General features: G+C 48.9%; 13 protein-coding genes and 1 riboswitch. Of the genes, 3 read left to right on the top strand and 10 right to left on the bottom strand.

The window, feature by feature from the left end; genetic code table 11:
- The 3 genes from VFK44_06015 to VFK44_06005 all read right to left on the bottom strand — a co-directional run.
- Positions 1-1,814, bottom strand: a 1,814-nt coding sequence (locus tag VFK44_06015) for a CDP-glycerol glycerophosphotransferase family protein (protein HET7627929.1), incomplete at its 3' end; no start/stop codon positions are given.
- A 48-nt stretch (positions 1,815-1,862) separates the two neighbouring features.
- Positions 1,863-2,951, bottom strand: coding sequence for a sulfotransferase (locus VFK44_06010; GenBank protein HET7627928.1), 1,089 nt, complete (start codon positions 2,949-2,951; stop codon positions 1,863-1,865).
- 74 nt (positions 2,952-3,025) lie between these two features.
- Positions 3,026-3,994: an LCP family protein gene (locus VFK44_06005; GenBank protein ID HET7627927.1), complete on the bottom strand. Its 969-nt coding sequence runs from the start codon at positions 3,992-3,994 to the stop codon at positions 3,026-3,028.
- A 367-nt stretch (positions 3,995-4,361) separates the two neighbouring features.
- Here VFK44_06005 and VFK44_06000 point away from each other — a divergent pair, with 367 nt between their 5' ends.
- Positions 4,362-4,706: a hypothetical protein gene (locus VFK44_06000; protein HET7627926.1), complete on the top strand. Its 345-nt coding sequence runs from the start codon at positions 4,362-4,364 to the stop codon at positions 4,704-4,706.
- A 591-nt stretch (positions 4,707-5,297) separates the two neighbouring features.
- Positions 5,298-6,056: an alpha/beta fold hydrolase gene (locus tag VFK44_05995; protein ID HET7627925.1), complete on the top strand. Its 759-nt coding sequence runs from the start codon at positions 5,298-5,300 to the stop codon at positions 6,054-6,056.
- On the opposite strand, the gene VFK44_05990 is transcribed toward VFK44_05995, so the two are convergent.
- The 6 genes from VFK44_05990 to VFK44_05965 form a co-directional block, all read right to left on the bottom strand.
- Positions 6,047-6,745: an LrgB family protein gene (locus VFK44_05990; protein ID HET7627924.1), complete on the bottom strand. Its 699-nt coding sequence runs from the start codon at positions 6,743-6,745 to the stop codon at positions 6,047-6,049. The two genes, VFK44_05995 and VFK44_05990, sit on opposite strands and share 10 nt — an antisense overlap.
- Positions 6,709-7,098, bottom strand: a complete 390-nt coding sequence (locus tag VFK44_05985; GenBank protein ID HET7627923.1) for a CidA/LrgA family protein — start codon at positions 7,096-7,098, stop codon at positions 6,709-6,711. Before VFK44_05985 ends, VFK44_05990 begins: the two co-directional genes overlap by 37 nt.
- Positions 7,099-7,182: 84 nt before the next feature.
- A complete protein-coding gene (locus VFK44_05980) occupies positions 7,183-7,905 on the bottom strand; it encodes an EAL domain-containing protein (protein HET7627922.1) in 723 nt (240 codons plus the stop codon).
- 69 nt (positions 7,906-7,974) lie between these two features.
- Positions 7,975-8,061: riboswitch (cyclic di-GMP riboswitch) on the bottom strand.
- Positions 8,062-8,245: 184 nt separating this feature from the next.
- Positions 8,246-10,813, bottom strand: a complete 2,568-nt coding sequence (locus VFK44_05975; GenBank protein ID HET7627921.1) for an EAL domain-containing protein — start codon at positions 10,811-10,813, stop codon at positions 8,246-8,248.
- Between the two features lie 267 nt (positions 10,814-11,080).
- Positions 11,081-13,636 (bottom strand): EAL domain-containing protein, encoded by a 2,556-nt coding sequence (locus tag VFK44_05970; protein HET7627920.1) that lies wholly within the window; start codon positions 13,634-13,636, stop codon positions 11,081-11,083.
- Between the two features lie 254 nt (positions 13,637-13,890).
- Positions 13,891-14,100 (bottom strand): Beta-galactosidase C-terminal domain, encoded by a 210-nt coding sequence (locus VFK44_05965; GenBank protein ID HET7627919.1) that lies wholly within the window; start codon positions 14,098-14,100, stop codon positions 13,891-13,893.
- 195 nt (positions 14,101-14,295) lie between these two features.
- Here VFK44_05965 and VFK44_05960 point away from each other — a divergent pair, with 195 nt between their 5' ends.
- Positions 14,296-14,940 (top strand): transcriptional regulator, encoded by a 645-nt coding sequence (locus VFK44_05960; protein ID HET7627918.1) that lies wholly within the window; start codon positions 14,296-14,298, stop codon positions 14,938-14,940.
- Between the two features lie 1,460 nt (positions 14,941-16,400).
- On the opposite strand, the gene VFK44_05955 is transcribed toward VFK44_05960, so the two are convergent.
- Positions 16,401-16,652: hypothetical protein (locus VFK44_05955; protein ID HET7627917.1), on the bottom strand; the 252-nt coding region annotated here is incomplete at its 5' end.

Below are 16,652 nucleotides of genomic sequence, written 5' to 3'. Positions count from 1 at the left end.
CTCACGAGCTTGTCGAAGCGATGGTACAGCGTGAACATTCCCCGCAAGTTGACGCGGTGCGGCCGCCTGCCGTTGATCGTTCGTTCGCTGTCGCTCAGCAAATCGTTGTGCATGAAACAAATCTTCTTCTTCGCCTCGGCGACGACAAGATATTTCGCCCAATACAGACTGTATCCGCTGAAATCGATGACATAATCAAAGCTCGCGTGTCCGAACAACCGGGCATGTTCTCGCTTGTACGCGGCTTCCGGAAACAACAGCTTGCCCAGCCAACCTCGCTCGCCCCGGTTTTGAATCAACTGATTTTTGTACACCTCGGTTACGGTGTAAACCGGCAGTCCCGGCTTGAACAACAACCGGACGTTCTCGTTCAGTTTGGCAAGATTCTTCAAAGCTTCTTGATTGCGCGGCGTCCCCGTGAAACAAGTGACGTCGTACCGGTTATAGTCGAGATTGTTCATTAAATTGACAAAAGAAGACGTAATGCCGTTGTCCTTCATGCCACCGGGATAGATCAACAGCTTTTCTTTTTTATCCGGCGCACACGTGATCGTATTCAGTTTCTCCGGTTGCCGATTAAACAAATAGCCAACGATTCGTTCCGTCACTTTTCCATCATCATGACATGTAAACCGTTCGCGCATCGCCGAGTAACGGTCCCGGTATGTTTCCTGAACCGACTCGATCGTTTTGACGACGGCCGCCAATTCTTTGACATTCAACAAAATCGGCCCGGGAAGCTCGGCGCGGTCGAAATATTGCCCTCTTTCTTCGCTGTATTCATCGAGATCCCACGTATAAAACAAAATCGGCCGCCCGGTGACGAGAAAATCGAAAAAAATGCTCGAATAGTCGGTGACGAGCACGTCCACCGCCGCCAGAAGTTCGTTTGAATCGACGAAATCGGGAACTAAATGAGCAGCGATCCCCGGGTCGTTCGCCGCTTCCTTATAAAGAAACGGATGGACTTTCACCAACACGTTATACGCATCGCCGATCTCGTCTTGCAACTCTTTCATGTCGGCAATGATTTGCGGCAAATCGTTATTGACTTCGGAAACACGCTTTCCTTTCCATGTCGGAGCATACAGCAGCGTCTTCTTCTTTCCGTCCAGCCGCAGCCCGTACTGTCGCAATTGGCCACGAACGTTAACCGGATCGCTGTTCAAGGTTAAATCGATTCGCGGATACCCTTCTTCGATAATCTTCCCGCGATAAAGACCATCGAGTTTATAGCTGTCCGTGTACATCCTCGTCGTGTGCGCGTTCGGGCTCAACAAATAATCGGCGCTCAAAAAGTTGCGAACGACGTTTTGTGAATGCGACGGATCACCGGGAATGTCGAATCCCATCGATTTCAGCGGCGTTCCGTGCCAAGTGTTCACATACGTTTGATTAGGTTTCGGCACGAAAAACGATTGGAACGTCGAGTTGTTAATAAGGTATTCGCTCGTCGCCAGCCGCCGCATATACTCCCGTGAACCGCGCTTGACGAATTTCACATTCGGATGCTGTTCGTACTTGGCGATGACGGCCGAAAGCGCATCAACGTCTGCGATCGACCAAACATGTTCGTAATTCTTGAAATCGGGATGTTCCAACATGTAGGTAAACATCGCATAAGGACTGTCCGTCATGCTTCCGCCGTCACGGCTTTCATACAAGATCGTATTTTTCAGGACGTCGTGGTTTTTATAAAATTTCGCGTATTGATTCACCCGACGATGATTTTTTTTAATGAGATAATTTTCAATCGGTTGTTTCACAAACTGAATCTTTCTCTTTACAATTTTCTTGAGTGATTTCGGACTCACCCGTGTTACCCCCCTGTTTCTGTAACCGTCCGAGGCATCGCTCCCCGCTTATTTCGGCGGCAGAACCGACAATTCCCCGTACTTGCGCAAATACTCTTTGTATAATAGATCGACTTTCGCCTGAAAAGGTTTCGTTTGCAACGTTGACGGCTGACGCGCCCCTTCCAGACACAGCAAGTATAACTCCTTCACATCTGGCGCAACATCTTCTCGTTTCCGAAAGGCTTCCACATCCGTGCCGCTGTCGCTGCGCTGCAAATTCGGATCAATGAACGCGTCGAGTTTTCGCTTCATGGACAATTCGTCTTCCGACCACGGCAACCCGAACGTTTGCATGATCCGCTTAATGCACGAAAGGCTGTTGTTGAACAAATCTTCATACTCGACGATGATTCGTTTTTCGTTTTTCGTTTCGCGCAAGGCCGTCAAGGTGCGAAACTGCCATTGCAACCGCGCCCAAGTCTCGTCTCTATTATACGCCCTTTTATAAGAAGCGACGACATCGATCGGATTCCGAACGATGATCAAATAGTGCCCCTCAGCGTTCAGTTCTTTGAGGATGCGTTTCCACATCGGCAAAAAATCGTTCGTCCGCGGGTCTTTCCAACCCCACAACGGCTTGTCCGCGAATTTGTCTTCCATGTATTGCTTTAAATCATCGCGGAGCGGCTTGATCGTTTTCCTTATGTCGAATCGATACGGAAACGGCCGGCGTTTGAGCTTGCGCGAGATTTTGTTGTGAACCCTGACAATTTTGTTGTTTTCAAAAAAACCTTTCGGATTCGTTTCATTCGTTCCGATGAACGTATCCCCGAGATCGACCCCGGCAATGTTGACCGCGCGGGCAAGCACCGACGTTCCAGACCGTCCTGAGCCGAGAATGACGACCGCTTTGCTTTCGTGTCGGTTTTCGTTCGCTTTCAACTGTTTCATGAGACCGTACCCTCCGGCAATCAAACCAAAGGTGAAAATCGCTTTCTTCGCTGTTGACAAACCGGAATCACCGGCTTCCTTTTGCGTAACCGTCACGAGAAGTCGTCCTTTCCGATGAATTGTCGTGAACTGCAGTCGTTTCCGATGATTTCCATTATAGCGCACTCGTGATCGCTCACTCAAATCGATGGTGCCATTTTCCATATAAAAAATTCCCATAAGATCAACAGAGTGAATCGCAACGCTGTGTCCAACTTATGGGAACCCTAGTGTCCCGCTTATTGCCGCGCGGTCTTGTTCGCTTCTGCGGCATTTTCCGTCTCGCCGTCTTGCGAAGCTTTCAGTTGATTCATGATCATGTCGTGCACTTTCTCGCGCTCGCTTTCGCTGACGACAACGAAAGAGAGGCCGTCGATTCGCTGCGGAATGCCGTGCACTTCATAAGAATTGATGTCGTTGCGGCACTCGCGGTAATTCATCGCGACATACTTCATATCCTTAAACGTCATGTCGGTAATGACATTGTTGCTGATCGCGTCCAAAATGGTTTGGTAATGTGCGAAGGAAGAGACGTCTGCGGACTGGTTGATGATCGCCCGGATCACATCGCGCTGGCGTTCGTTTCGGCCGAAATCGCCGCGCGGATCAAGGTGGCGCATCCGCACGTAGCCGAGTGCCTGCGGCCCGTTCAAATGAATGTCGCCTTTTTGATAAAAGTAGCCTTTCTTGTAATAGCCCTCGTCATGCCAACTGATGTCGTTATGGACATCGACTCCGCCGACGGCGTCAACAAGATCGGAAAGCCCTTCCATGTTAATGCGAATGTAATAATCGATCGGGATGTCGAGATAATCTTTCACCGTCTCCAACGCCAAACTTGTTCCGCCATAAGCATAAGCGGCATTGATCTTATCCCAACCGCGCCCGGGAATTTGCACGCGCGTGTCGCGCGGAATGCTGATCATGCTCATTTCATCCGTGTCCGGGTTCAATGTCATGACAATTAACGTATCGGAACGCCCGACGTCGTTCTTTCGTTCGTCGACCCCCATCAGCAATATCGATATCGGATTCGGCCCGTCTTCGCGCGCTTTCTTCTTTTCTTTCTCCACTTTCCCGCCTTCCACCGGTTGATACATCTTCACTGCCGCATTTTGCACCGAATGGTACAAATTATACGCATATACCGCTGCCGCAAGGAAAAACAGTCCAAATAAACAACCGGCGATCACCGCCGTTTTTTTCATTTTACCGCCCTTGCCTTTTTTCTCGTCCCTCCGCGCCATCCGGCTGGCAGGTGTTTGATTCTCCTCGTTGTTGTTCGCCATCTCTTTTTTCATCCTTTTTTATAAAGTTCCCACATAGCATTCGACAGAATGTCCATCCATTTGTACATTTCCTCAATAAAGAACCGCACATACATGAAACGAGAATGCCGTCGGAAAGGTTTCCATCGAAAAAAAATTTCTTCATTAGGAAGGAATTTCTAGCAAGTTGTCGAAATGGGTAAGGAGCAGTCTGCGGAAAACCCTCTTCAATCCCTCAACACTTACCTTTCCATTTTACTTTAAATTCACACAAACACCAAAAATAATTTCATAAGGAGTGTCCCCGATGGATGCAAAAGAAGCCAAGACGATCGTGTCTTTTCTGGCGGACGGGACCGACCCGCAATCCGGCGAAATTTATCCGCAAGACAGCCCGTACCAGCAGCCGGAAACGATTCGCGCCCTGTTCGTGGCATTGAAAGGACTCGAACGCCTCGAAAGATACGAATTGCGTATGAAAAACCTCCCGCAAAACGCAGGAAATCCATGGACCGAAGACGAAGAAGACCAATTGTTGAAAGCGTTCGACGAAGGCGTATCGGTGAAAGACCTCGCCGCCCGCCACGAGCGAACGATGGGCGCCATCCACTCGCGCCTCGTCAACTTGGGCAAAATTGAAGAGACCGTATAAAATTTAAAGCTTGATCCGGGACGATTAAGCGGCCCGCAGGCTGCGCTTTTTTCATGCAAGATCATTCGTTGATCCAATTCGCCGACCGCGAAAGTTTGACTTACAAGTCGTCTTTCCTGTCCTTATTATCATTTCATTCTCACGCACACTTTCTTGTTCACGATCGAGACAACACCTCAATTTTAGCTCCAAGTAACCAAGCCCTGTACATAGATCGCAACCTTTTCTTGCATGATCCGGGTGCGGGGAATGGCCGCGCGCCATCGACGCGTTGCAAATGGCGTGTCAACCTGCGAAATCGTGTCCCTCAAACCGCATCAATCGCATCCGTTATGATACCCTATAAGGAAAGAAAATGAGTTGGATGGCGTTACGCGTCTTAATTGCATAGGTCGTGCTCCTACTCCCTGCCCACCCTTGTCCATAGATTACTGCGTTTCCGCCCTGGCGAACGCCGCCTTCTCGGAGAAGCTGCCGCGAAGTCAATTTTCGCGACAGAACGAAGCCCAACCACCAGTTGGTGACGTCGATCCACGTCTTGGCCGTAACGATAACCACTCTCCTATGATAATAAAAAGCAGAGGTGACGACATGCAAAAAGCAGCGGAACTCGTTCACAAAGGCAAAACCTTGCGCGGGATGGTGCATCGGCCAGATGCCAACGAAACATCCTTCCCGGCAGTCGTGCTCTTTCACGGATTTACCGGCTCGAAAGGCGAAGATAAATTTTTGTTCGTGCGGATTGCCCGGGCTTTGTGCGAAGAAGGCATCGGTTGCGTGCGCTTTGACTTTTCCGGTTCCGGCGAAAGCGACGGCCGCTTTGCTGACATGACATTCTCGGGTGAAATGTCCGAAGCGCAAGCGATTCTTAATTTCACGAGGCAGCTCGAATGGACCGACAACGAACGGATCGGTGTGCTTGGATTCAGTATGGGCGCCGCCGTCGCCGCACAAATAACGAAAGACCGAGCGGCAGACGTCGCGAAACTATGCTTGCTTTCCCCTGCGGGCAACATGCCCGATAAAGCGAAGTTGTATTTTGAAACGTGCACCTTCTTGCCAAACGGCCATGCCGATCTTGGCGGACTCGAGCTCGGACGGGCATTTGTCGAGGACCTTGCGGACCGTGACTTGTACGACGGCGTGGAACGCTACGAAAACCCGGTGCTGATTTTGCACGGGGCGAAAGATGAAGCGGTTCCGGAACACGTCGGAAGAAACTACGCCGATTTGTATAAAAATGCCGCGTTTGTTGCCGTCGACGAAGCCGATCATTCTTTCAGCTCGGCCGTTTGGCGCAATGAGCTCGTTCAGCGCGTGAGCGCCTTTTTTGGCGGGCGTCAGCCGTAAAACCACCAGGCAACGACCGGCGCGAATACGGACGCAGACACCGCGCTCAACGTCATCGCCACTGAGCTGACCGATGCGGTGTCCTCGCCGTATTCGGTCGCCTTCGAGGTGCCGATGACATGGGAGCCGCTGCCGAAGGCGACGCCTTGCGCGAGCGGGCCGCGGATCCGGAACAGCTTCATGACGAGCGGCCCGATCACGGCGCCGCCGATGCCGGCGACCATGACGAAGACGACGGCGAGCGCGGGTACGCCGCCGAGCTCGACGGCGATGGCGGTCGCGACGGGAGTCGTGACCGACTTCGGCAAGAGCGAAAGCGCGAGCGGCCGCGAGGCGCCGAGGGCGGCGGCGAAGCCGAGGCCGCTGACGAGGCCGGCGACGGAGCCGGCGAGGACGCCGCCGGCGATGGGCACGGCGTTCGCGAAGAGCACTTTCCTTTGTTGAAACAAAGGAAAGGCGAGCGAAACGACGGCGGGGCCGAGCAGGGCGTCGATCCAGCGGCCGCCGGTCATGTACGTCGCGTAGGTGAAACCGGAGAGGCGGAGGAGGAGGGCGATGGTGACGAGCGAAGTGAGGATCGGGAGGAGGAACGGGACGGGGAAGTGCCGGTAGAGGCGGCACATCGCGAGGTAGATGAGAATGGTGCCGATGATTATAATGATTGCGAGCAGCGGTTGCGGGAGGAACAAGATTTCTTCTCCTTTCGACGCGCCAGCCAGGCGCTGGTATGGCCGGCCGTAACCATGACGAGCACGGTGCCGAGCAAAGTGAGGATGAGGAGCAGCAAGCCGCTGCCCTTGAAAAGCTCTGGATGTTCGATGACGCCGACGGTAATCGGAACGAACAGCAGCGGCATGTAGCGCAGCAAGAAACCGCAGCCGGCGGATACCCATTTGACAGGAACGATTTTTGCGGAAAGCAACCCGAACAACAGCAGCATGCCGATGATGCTGCCGGGTATCGGCACACGGCAAAGGTCGTGTATGAAAATGCCGATGTGATAGATGACGAAGAGCCCTGCGATTTGCATGATCGATTTCATCGGAGCCCACCTTTTCTAACCGGACGAAGATGTTTTTTTATTTTAACAAACGGAAACTCCCTGATGCCATCAGGGAGCCTCGCTTCAAATCAGCTGTTGCTTTTCCAGCGGTTCCGGATGTCCGAGGCCAAAGCCTTGTCCAATCGGAATGCCGAGACCATTGGCAACGGCGATGTCCTTCGAATCTTCCAAACCTTCCAAAATGAGAGCAATATGAAACCGTCTGCAATAGATGGCCATCCATTGGATGATCGCTTGTTTTTGCCGCGAATGTTCAAGGTCTTCAACGAAATACCGATCCAATTTTATGTAATCCGGTTCGAGTTCAATGATTCTCTTCATATCCGAGACGCCTTTTCCGAAATCATCGATTGCGATCTGAACACCTGCTCGTTTCATGCAACGAATGTGGTCTTTGAATGCTGCGAAATCTTCAATCGTCTCCTGTTCATCAATCTCGAATACCAATTGTTGACGGCTGGCGATCACTTCATTCATAATATGGTCTAGAAATGAAGGAAACGCGTCGTTTCGAATCGTTGAAGGCAATACATTCAGAAACAACCTTCCTTCATTTTCGGAAAAGCCTGCCTGCTGGTAGGTCAAGACAGCTTTATGAATGGACCGCGAATCCAATTCATAAAGTTTTTTTGCTTGCTCGGCTTGCGCAAACGCCTGCTCCGGGTTCGAATAATGTTTCGTGCGCAACAACCCTTCATACCCCTCGATCTTTCCTTCGCCCAACTGATAAATCGGTTGGAACACATGGTGAAAATCGCTTCTCTCTATTACCTGTTCAATGGCCAACCAATGATCCCCCCTAGTGATCAACAAAAACAACCACCCCGAATCGTCAGGGTGGTGTCGTTCCCCTTGTTCGGCAACCCGGCTGCCATAGTTCGTGAAAACGGTAGGCCCGTGGCTTTGCGTCCTTGCCTTTCGACAAGTTTGCCGTTTCGGAAGATAAGATCATTTTAGGAATATCTTACTATTTATTTTGAGGAACGTCAATGAAATTCGACATAAAATCCCCCGTTTTCTATGAAAAAAGTCCTATTTTTTAAAAAAGGCATGAATCAACAAAAAAAGAACCGGTACCGATGAGACGAGAACTGAATTCTTTCCTCCTGAGATGTCGAATAAGGAATCAAGGTTCCGACATAATGGTACGAGCAGTACGCAGATAAGCGACCGGGTCTTCCGTAATGAACCGTGCTTCTTTCAAGATATCATTCGACCCTAAACGAGACTTCCATCGATTTAGCGTTTCCGACCAATGCTCTTTTTCACGTTCTGGCATGGAAAATTCAACGCCATAGCAAAATACGTCTTTTTGGATTTCCTTGGCCCAAACAATTTTGCCGACTCCTTTTACTGCGGTGTTCATGAAATCGACTTCAAACCGGTATAAAATATCTGCCTGTGCCGTTAACCGGAGCCGGCTCAAAAGGCGAAGGCCGCCGACTCCGATGTTGTTCACAAGAACTTCCGTCGAACCAAGCGAAACGGATTTGTTGTTGAGTGAGATCATCGTCATTTTTACCCCGAGGGGCAGCGGCAAGTCAATGCGAGAATACCGGCGCCGCTCGATTGGCGGCTTGCCGGCTCCTTTTTTTAACGGTACGGTTTCCTCCCGAAAAATTTCCTCCATGGCCGCCGGCGAGACGGACTTACTGAACAAAAACCCTTGAATGACATGGCAGCCCATCTTTTTCAATAATTCGTACTGCTCACGGGTTTCGACGCCTTCGGTGACGACTTTTTTGTTCAACCCGATGCCAAGGTCGATCAACGATTGAACGATTTTCTCGTCCTGTTCATTGCCACTGACCGAATCTACGAAGGAACGGTCAATTTTGATCGTATCAACCGGAAACCTTTTTAGATGGGAAAGCGAAGAATAACCGACACCGAAGTCATCGAGCGCGATCGTTACGCCGAGCGCTTTTAAATCCTTCATTTGCTGTTCAACCGTTTCAGAGGTTTGCAGCATGGCTCCCTCCGTAATCTCAATCTCCAACCTTTCCGGCGGCACTCCGTACTTGTCGAGTCTCCGTTTGATTCGTTTGCCCAAGTCTCTCTTCAAAAAATCTTTCGCAGACAAGTTAAAGGAAATGAATTGAAACGGAACGTTTTTCGTTATCCAATAACCGGCCTGCCGGCACACCGATTCCATCACCAAATCACTAATTTGATGAATGAGCGTCGTTTCTTCGGCGATTTTCATAAACTCAGACGGGGAAACGATCCCCCAAGTCGGATGTTTCCAACGAATCAGCGCCTCGGCTCCGACTGCTTTTTGCGTTTTCGCTTCGATTTTCGGTTGGTATTCAAAATACAACTCCCGATTCTTAACCGCATTTCGCAAATCGTTTTCCAGCTCAAACGATTTAAACGATTCGATATTCATCGACCGCGAATAGATCAAAGCATTGCCCGGACCGAGCTGTTTGGCCCTTTTCAATGCCGTTCTTGCATTTTTCATTAGCCGGGTGCTGCTTTTGCCGTCGGATGGAAAAAGACTGATCCCGATGCATGCCGTGAGATGAAAGTCATACCCTCTGAACGGGAGAACAACACCGACCGCCTCCAAGATAGTCTCCGCCAACTCCTCATAACTTTCGACCCTATTGCGATGACGAGCTAGAATGCAGAAATCGTCCCCAAGCAGCCGGAAAACAATGCCGTTTTCCTTCACCGCATCTTTCATCCGTTTGGCGATTCGCTTAATCATTTCGTCACCAACGGCATGACCAAACAAATCGTTGATCTTAGTGAAATGATCCAGGTTTAGGCGAAGAATGGCAAAAGTCTCACCATTATGCGCATGTTCCCCCATCCATTCTTCCAGTACTTTTCGCGCCGAATGGTTGTTCTGAAGTTGCGTCAGTTCATCAATGAAAGCGATGGTGTGCAGCTTGTTTTCCAACAAATTCTGCTCGGTGATGTCTTCCAGCGTAACGACTGCGGCCGTGATTTCGCCTGTTTCTTTTTTCAATGCGAGGGAATGGTCCTTCACCCATTTCAATTTCCCGCTCGGCGTGAGAATGCGGTAACGATGAACCACTTCTCCTATCTCCCGCAGTTCCGATTGACGCGCAATTACAGACTCCAAGTCGTCCGGGTGAACTATGTTGCACCACGTGCGAAAATCAATATCCTCTGCGGGAATTTCGCAGATTTTCTGGATCGCATCGGAGACGAAAGTGACCTTCTTGTCGCTCATGTCTACCAACCCAACCGCGATCTCCAACCGGTTGACGATCTCCTGAAACCAGCCCTTTACAACTGCGCTGAGTTTCGGGGCATCCGTTTCTTGCGTCGGGCACAAAAAACAAAATGAGCCGAGCCGTTCGCCTGCAACAATCAAAGGTATATGCGTCACCCTAATCGGGACGCATGGTCCGTCTTTCCGAGCAATTCGGTCATTGTAAATTTGCGGTTGGCCGTCCAATACCGTATCCTGGCGGAAATGACGGAACAGTTGCTTGAGTCCGGCATCCAACATGGCTTGTTCAGACTCTCCAAAACCAAGCAATTCCCGGAATCGATCGTTCACGTGCAGCGCATTCCCATAGAAATCATAAAAGCAAGCCGCCTCGGAAAAATTTTCAACAAGCGATTTCATCGCCGGCATGTCGCATGGAGAAACAGGCCGAAAGGTTTCGTGTGCTTTCTTTTTGTTGAAATTTCCTTTTCTCGCTCTGCCCCACATCGGAAAAGATCACTCCTCATTCGACATCGTCTTCCGACGGTGTAAGATCTGACACAAAATGGTTTTTTTCGACTTATTTTATCATTCGAATCGACCCGTCGAAATAGGTAAATATCCCTGTTTTTATACAACTGGCAAAAAATCGCCCCGTAAACTTGATTACGCATTGAACCGCCACGGCACCGGAGCGATTCTGCTAATGGCTGTTACTAAATTACACGGTGGACCTGTCTGAGAATTTTATACTAATCAATCGCGCCGCTTTCCTTATTGTTTTTGCAAGTACAAAATCGGATTCTCGGTAACAAACGGTCCGTCTTTAAGAACCGAATTTGACTTAAGTCTGCCTCTCAACTTATTTAATAAGGAAGACAATGCATCCCTTTCTTGTTCTTGAATGATGAATTCCACCCCGTATTGGAAAATATCCTTTTGTTTCTCATAGGACCAGACGATCTTTCCTGCCAGCTTGATCAAGGTGTCCATCATTTGAACTTTAAAACTGTATAAAATGTCGGCTTGCGTCGTAAGGCGAAGCTGACTCATAAAACGAAGACCGCCCAAGGAAATGTTTTCAACCAGCACCTCGGTTGATCCGAGGGAAACCGATTTTTTGTTTAATGCAATAATCGTCATGTTGACGCAGAGCGGCATCGGCAACTGATAACGAAAATACTTGCGTCTTTCGACCTTCGGTTTGAAAGTCGTCTGTTTCGGTTGCAGGCGATCGGCAAGAAACAGCGCTTCCATGTCTTCAGCCGACACCGGCGGGCTGAAAAGAAATCCTTGAATGATCGTACACCCCATGTTTTTCAAAAGATCGTACTGTTCCCGGTTTTCGACCCCTTCCGCAATAACTGTTTTTTTCAAGCCTTTTCCAAGTTCGATGAGAGACTGAACAATAAACCGATCTTCCTCATTTTCGACAATCGCCTGGATAAAGGAACGATCGATTTTCATCACATCGATCGGATAATTTCTGAAATGAGAAACCGAAGAATACCCGACACCGTAATCATCAATGGTGATCGCCACGCCGAGATTTTTCAAGTCTTGCATTTGTTCTCTCACGATTTCATCTTGTTGCAGCATTACGCCTTCTGTAATTTCAATTTCAAGTCGTTCGGCAGGGACCTCATACCGATCAAGATAGCGTTTCACACGTCCTGAGAGATCCCTTCTCAAAAAATCTTTGCCTGATAAATTGAACGAAATTCTTTCAAAGGGAACCCCTTTTTTCATCCACATTTTCACCTGACGGCAGACGGTCTCAATGACGATATCGCTGATTTTGTGAATGAGTGCCCCTTCTTCGGCGATTTCAATGAATTCCGTCGGCGAAACAACGCCCCATGTCGGATGATTCCAACGAATAAGCGCTTCGGCGGCGATCGCTTTTTGCGATTTCGCATCAACTTTTGGCTGAAAGTCAAAATACAATTCATGGGTTTTGATCGCTTTCCGTAAATCATTTTCTAATTGAAAGAACTTGAACGACTCAATGTCCATTGATTGGGAATACACTTGATAAGTACTTTTTCCAAGCTGTTTCGCCCTTTTCAGCGCGGCTCTTCCGTTTTTGACCAAAAGGGTTCCATTCTTTCCGTCGAAAGGATAAACACTAATCCCAACGCTGGCCGTCAAATGGAAATCGTAGCTGTTTAAGGGAAGGGACGCATGGATGGCATTGAGAACGTTTGCGGCAATGGCCTCGTAACCATCCGTCTCTTTCTGATGATGAGCGAGAATGAGAAATTCATCTCCTGCCATACGGAAAAAAATGCCTCCATCAGCGACGGAAGCGGTAATTCTTTTCGCCATCCGTTTGATTACTTCGTCTCCGACACTCGGTCCGAACACATCGTTGACCCGGTTAAAACCGTCCATGTTCAAACGCAGCATGGCAAACGTTTTTCCATTATGTTCGTGTGTATCGATCCATTCCTGCAATAATTTGCGCGCATAGTTACTATTGGGAAGTTGCGTCAAGTGGTCGATGAACGCCATATTTTGCAGTTTGTTTTGCAATTGCTTCGATTGTGTTATGTCTTCCAGTGATCCGACGATCAAGGCGATTTGGCCGTCAGCATTTTTCAAAGCAATCGAATGGTCTTTTACCCATTTCAACGTTCCGTACGAAGTTATGATGCGGTACGTATGAATGATTTTTCCTTTCTCCAACAACTGAGATTGGTTTTCCTCGACTTGGCGAAGATCGTCCCGGTGAATGAGTTGCCGCCATGTATCAAAATGAACCTCTGCAGCCGGAATTCCATAGATTTCTTGGATCGCGTCCGATACAAAAAGTACTTTTTTCTCGATTAAATCGACCGACCAAACCGCGACGTCCAAACGGTTTAAAATATCCTGAAATCGAATCTCGGAAACGATTTGGCCGAGTTTTGGCTGAGACCGATCTTTTCGCGGCTCAATGGTGCACAAGGAACCAAGCACTTCTCGACTTACGACGACAGGAATATGGGTAATCGTGATCGGTACACATTGTCCGTCTTTATCGATGATGACGTCCTCATAGAATTGCGGATGACCGCTCATAGCACGATCAAATTCGAAATAACGAAAAAGTTGAGCCAAAACCGCATCGACGAATTCTTTTTCAGATTGGGCAAAGCCGAGCATTTTCAAAAATTTGGCGTTCAAATGCTGCATGTCGCCTTTATAGTCGAACAGGCAAGCCGCTTCAGCATGGTTTTCAATGATCGATCTTACGATCGGCGAAATGATCTCACCAGGATTTTGTTTCAATTTTCCGACATTGTTCCTTCGTTTGATTTTAGCAATCCTGTCCCATTTCAAATCCATCTCCTCCTATCTATTCTGCTGCAAATATGGCAAGGACTTTTTTACTATTTAATTGGAATCGAAATATTTAACCTGCACTCCAGCGAATAGATTAAGATTTCGCCCGGAAAACCAACACTTCGCCTGGACACCCCTCTCTTTCTTTTCAATATCGGTTTCCAATCCGTAGTTGTTTAGACCTATATTAAATTTTTTAAATTTCAAAATTTCCCCAAACAAAAAAAGCGAATCGACCCTTGTCGACTCGCTTTCCGTCATTCGCCGTCGATTTCCATCCACATCGCCTCATAAGGCTTCATCGTTACTTCATCGACGACTATCCCGCCGCCGATCAACTCACGTCCCCCGTACCCGGTTTTCACCGTCACTTCCTCACTGGAAACGTTGATGAGTGCGAGAATGCGATCCCCGCTCTCCCGATGCGTTCGCATCACGGAAAACACCCGGTCGTCGAAGACCTTCACTTCTTGCGCCGCCTGCGGCGAGAACGTGCTGTTCTACACTTTCAAAAGTGCTTCAAAAGTGTGTTACCATTTAAATACAAGCTTTCGGCTGAACAAATTTTTGTATATACTGAAAGATAGATCATCGTGTCCATTATCCTTATCCCCCCTGTTCAATTCTTCACCCCCATTCCCCTATTGAAAGGATGTTCCCTCATGTTCAAAAAAACCTTCGAATCCTGGATGCATGCACAACTTGCCGACGACTCTCACCCGCGCCGACAAGATAGCCTCAAACACGGTCTAAATCGCAGTTCCATCGAATTTCTCCGCTCCGTTTGGTACCCCGCCGTCGGCCACTTCGACCATCTCCATGCCGAATGGGAGGTAATCGATCTCAACAGCGGTTACCGCTACATCGACTTTGCTTACATGCCAGGTGGTTCAGTGAAAGTCGCCATCGAAATTCAAGGGTACGGCCCCCATGCACGCGACCTCGAAATTTCTCGTTTCAAAGACCTTTGTTGGCGCCATTCGCTGCTCACCCTAGACGGCTGGACCTTGTTCCCAGTGGCTTTCCCCTCGATTCTAGACGAACCGGAAAAATGCCGGCAACTGATTCTCGCCATCATCGGCAAATACATGTCACCTGCATCTTCAGCTGAACTCACTTGGGCACAAGCCGAACTCATTCGCTACGCTCGCCGCAAATTCCGGCCGATTACACCGCGAGAAGCCGCCCACCATCTGCGCCTCAGCCCTTCCCATACACGCCGCATCCTCCACTCCCTCGTGGAACTACAAAAATTCGAAATCGCAAACGGCAAACAACGCAGGAGAACATACAAATTGAAATTGTAAAATAAACATGTTTTCTGCTCCCCGCGATCGATCCGGGAATCGTCTTATTTCCCGAAAAAAACAAAAATTTTCGGTCAACCGAAAATCTCATTCTACAATCGCTCACCTGACTCGCTATCTCCCCTTAATCTGCCGCTTTCCCAAAAAAATCGCTCACCACAAGCCTTATTTCCGAAATAACCCCGGAAATCAGCACGATTTCCGGGGGCGCGCCGAAAATAAGGCCCTCCATGAGCGTTAATCCGGAAATGACCTGCATTTCGCGCAAATAAGAACGCTCATGCACGATTCTGCAAAACCCTATACGGAAAATTTTCGGTCAACCAAAAATCTCATTCTACAATCGCTCACCTGACTCGCTATTTGCCCGAAATCTGCCGCTTTCCAAGAAAATCGCTCACCACAAACCTTATTTTCGAATTAACCCCGGAAATCACGACGATTTCCGGGGGCGCGCCAAAAATAAGGCCCTCCATGAGCGTTAATCCGGAAATCACCGCCTTTTCACACAAATAAGAACACAGGTGAGCGATTCCTCCAATCAGATCGGCTCACCCGAAAATCTCCTCCTGCAATCGCTCATCTGACTCGCTATTTGCCCTTAATCTGCCGCTTTCTCAAAAAAATCGCTCACCACAAACCTTATTTTCGAAATACCCCCGGAAATTAGCACGATTTCCGGGGGCACGCCGAAAATAAGGCTCTCCATGAGCGTTAATCCGGAAATCGCCGCCTTTTCACGAAAATAAGAACGCTCATGCACGATTCCGCAAAACCCAATACGGAAAATTATCGGTCAACCGAAAATCTCATTCTACTATCGCTCACCTGACTCGCTATCTCCCCTTAATCTACCGCTTTCCAAAAAAATCGCTCACCACAAACCTTATTTTCGAAATAGCCCCGGAAATCAGCACGATTTCCGGGGGCGCGCCAAAAATAAGGCCCTCCATGAGCGATAATCCGGAAATCGCCGCCTTTTCGCGCAAATAAGAACACTCATGCACGATTCTGCAAATCCCTATACGGAAAATTTTCGGTCACCGAAAATCTCCTCCTACAATCGCTCACCTGACTCGCTATTTGCCCTTAATCTGCCGTTTCCAAAAAAATCGCTCACCACAAACCTTATTTTCGAAATAACCCCGGAAATTAGCACGATTTCCGGGGGCACGCCGAAAATAAGGCTCTCCATGAGCGTTAATCTGGAAATCGCCGCCTTTTCGCGCAAATAAGAACACAGGTGAGCGATTCCTCCAATCAGATCGGCTCAACCGAAAATCTCATTCTACAATCGCTCATCTGACTCGCTATTTGCCCTTAATCTGCCGCTTTCCCAAACAAATCGCTCACCACAAACCTTATTTTCAAAATATCCCCGGAAATCACGACGATTTCCGGGGGCGCGCCGAAAATAAGGCCCTCCATGAGTGATTTCCGGGACAGCGCGCCGAAAATGTTTAAGCCGGGTACTCGACCATACTTTTCACTTTCAGCGACAAGTCGTTCGGAATTTGCGCGAGCGAGGCATCGTCGATAAACATCAACCACGGCAGGTGCGGGATATACGGGTCGGCATCGATCACGATCGCTTTCCTTCCGTCATTGGCCGTTACGACCGCACTCGGCGGAAAAATGTGCAGCGCTTCAGAGAATTGATTCAAAATCGACACATCGAATTTCCCTCGGTCTTGATATAAAATTTTCAGCGC

Source organism: Bacillales bacterium (assembly GCA_035700025.1).
Classification (GTDB): domain Bacteria; phylum Bacillota; class Bacilli; order Bacillales; family DASSOY01; genus DASSOY01.
Note: the sequence above shows the minus strand (reverse complement) of the source record. Positions and strands in the feature narration are given on the sequence as shown.

Excerpts from the sequence above, each read along its gene's own strand:
- VFK44_05960 (HET7627918.1), top strand. The coding sequence starts at position 14,296 with ATGTTCAAAAAAACCTTCGAATCCTGGATGCATGCACAACTTGCCGAC.
- VFK44_06000 (HET7627926.1), top strand. The coding sequence starts at position 4,362 with ATGGATGCAAAAGAAGCCAAGACGATCGTGTCTTTTCTGGCGGACGGG.
- VFK44_05970 (HET7627920.1), bottom strand. The coding sequence starts at position 13,636 with ATGGATTTGAAATGGGACAGGATTGCTAAAATCAAACGAAGGAACAAT.
- VFK44_05985 (HET7627923.1), bottom strand. The coding sequence starts at position 7,098 with ATGAAATCGATCATGCAAATCGCAGGGCTCTTCGTCATCTATCACATC.
- VFK44_06010 (HET7627928.1), bottom strand. The coding sequence starts at position 2,951 with ATGGAAAATGGCACCATCGATTTGAGTGAGCGATCACGAGTGCGCTAT.
- VFK44_05995 (HET7627925.1), top strand. The coding sequence starts at position 5,298 with ATGCAAAAAGCAGCGGAACTCGTTCACAAAGGCAAAACCTTGCGCGGG.
- VFK44_06005 (HET7627927.1), bottom strand. The coding sequence starts at position 3,994 with ATGAAAAAAACGGCGGTGATCGCCGGTTGTTTATTTGGACTGTTTTTC.
- VFK44_05975 (HET7627921.1), bottom strand. The coding sequence starts at position 10,813 with ATGTGGGGCAGAGCGAGAAAAGGAAATTTCAACAAAAAGAAAGCACAC.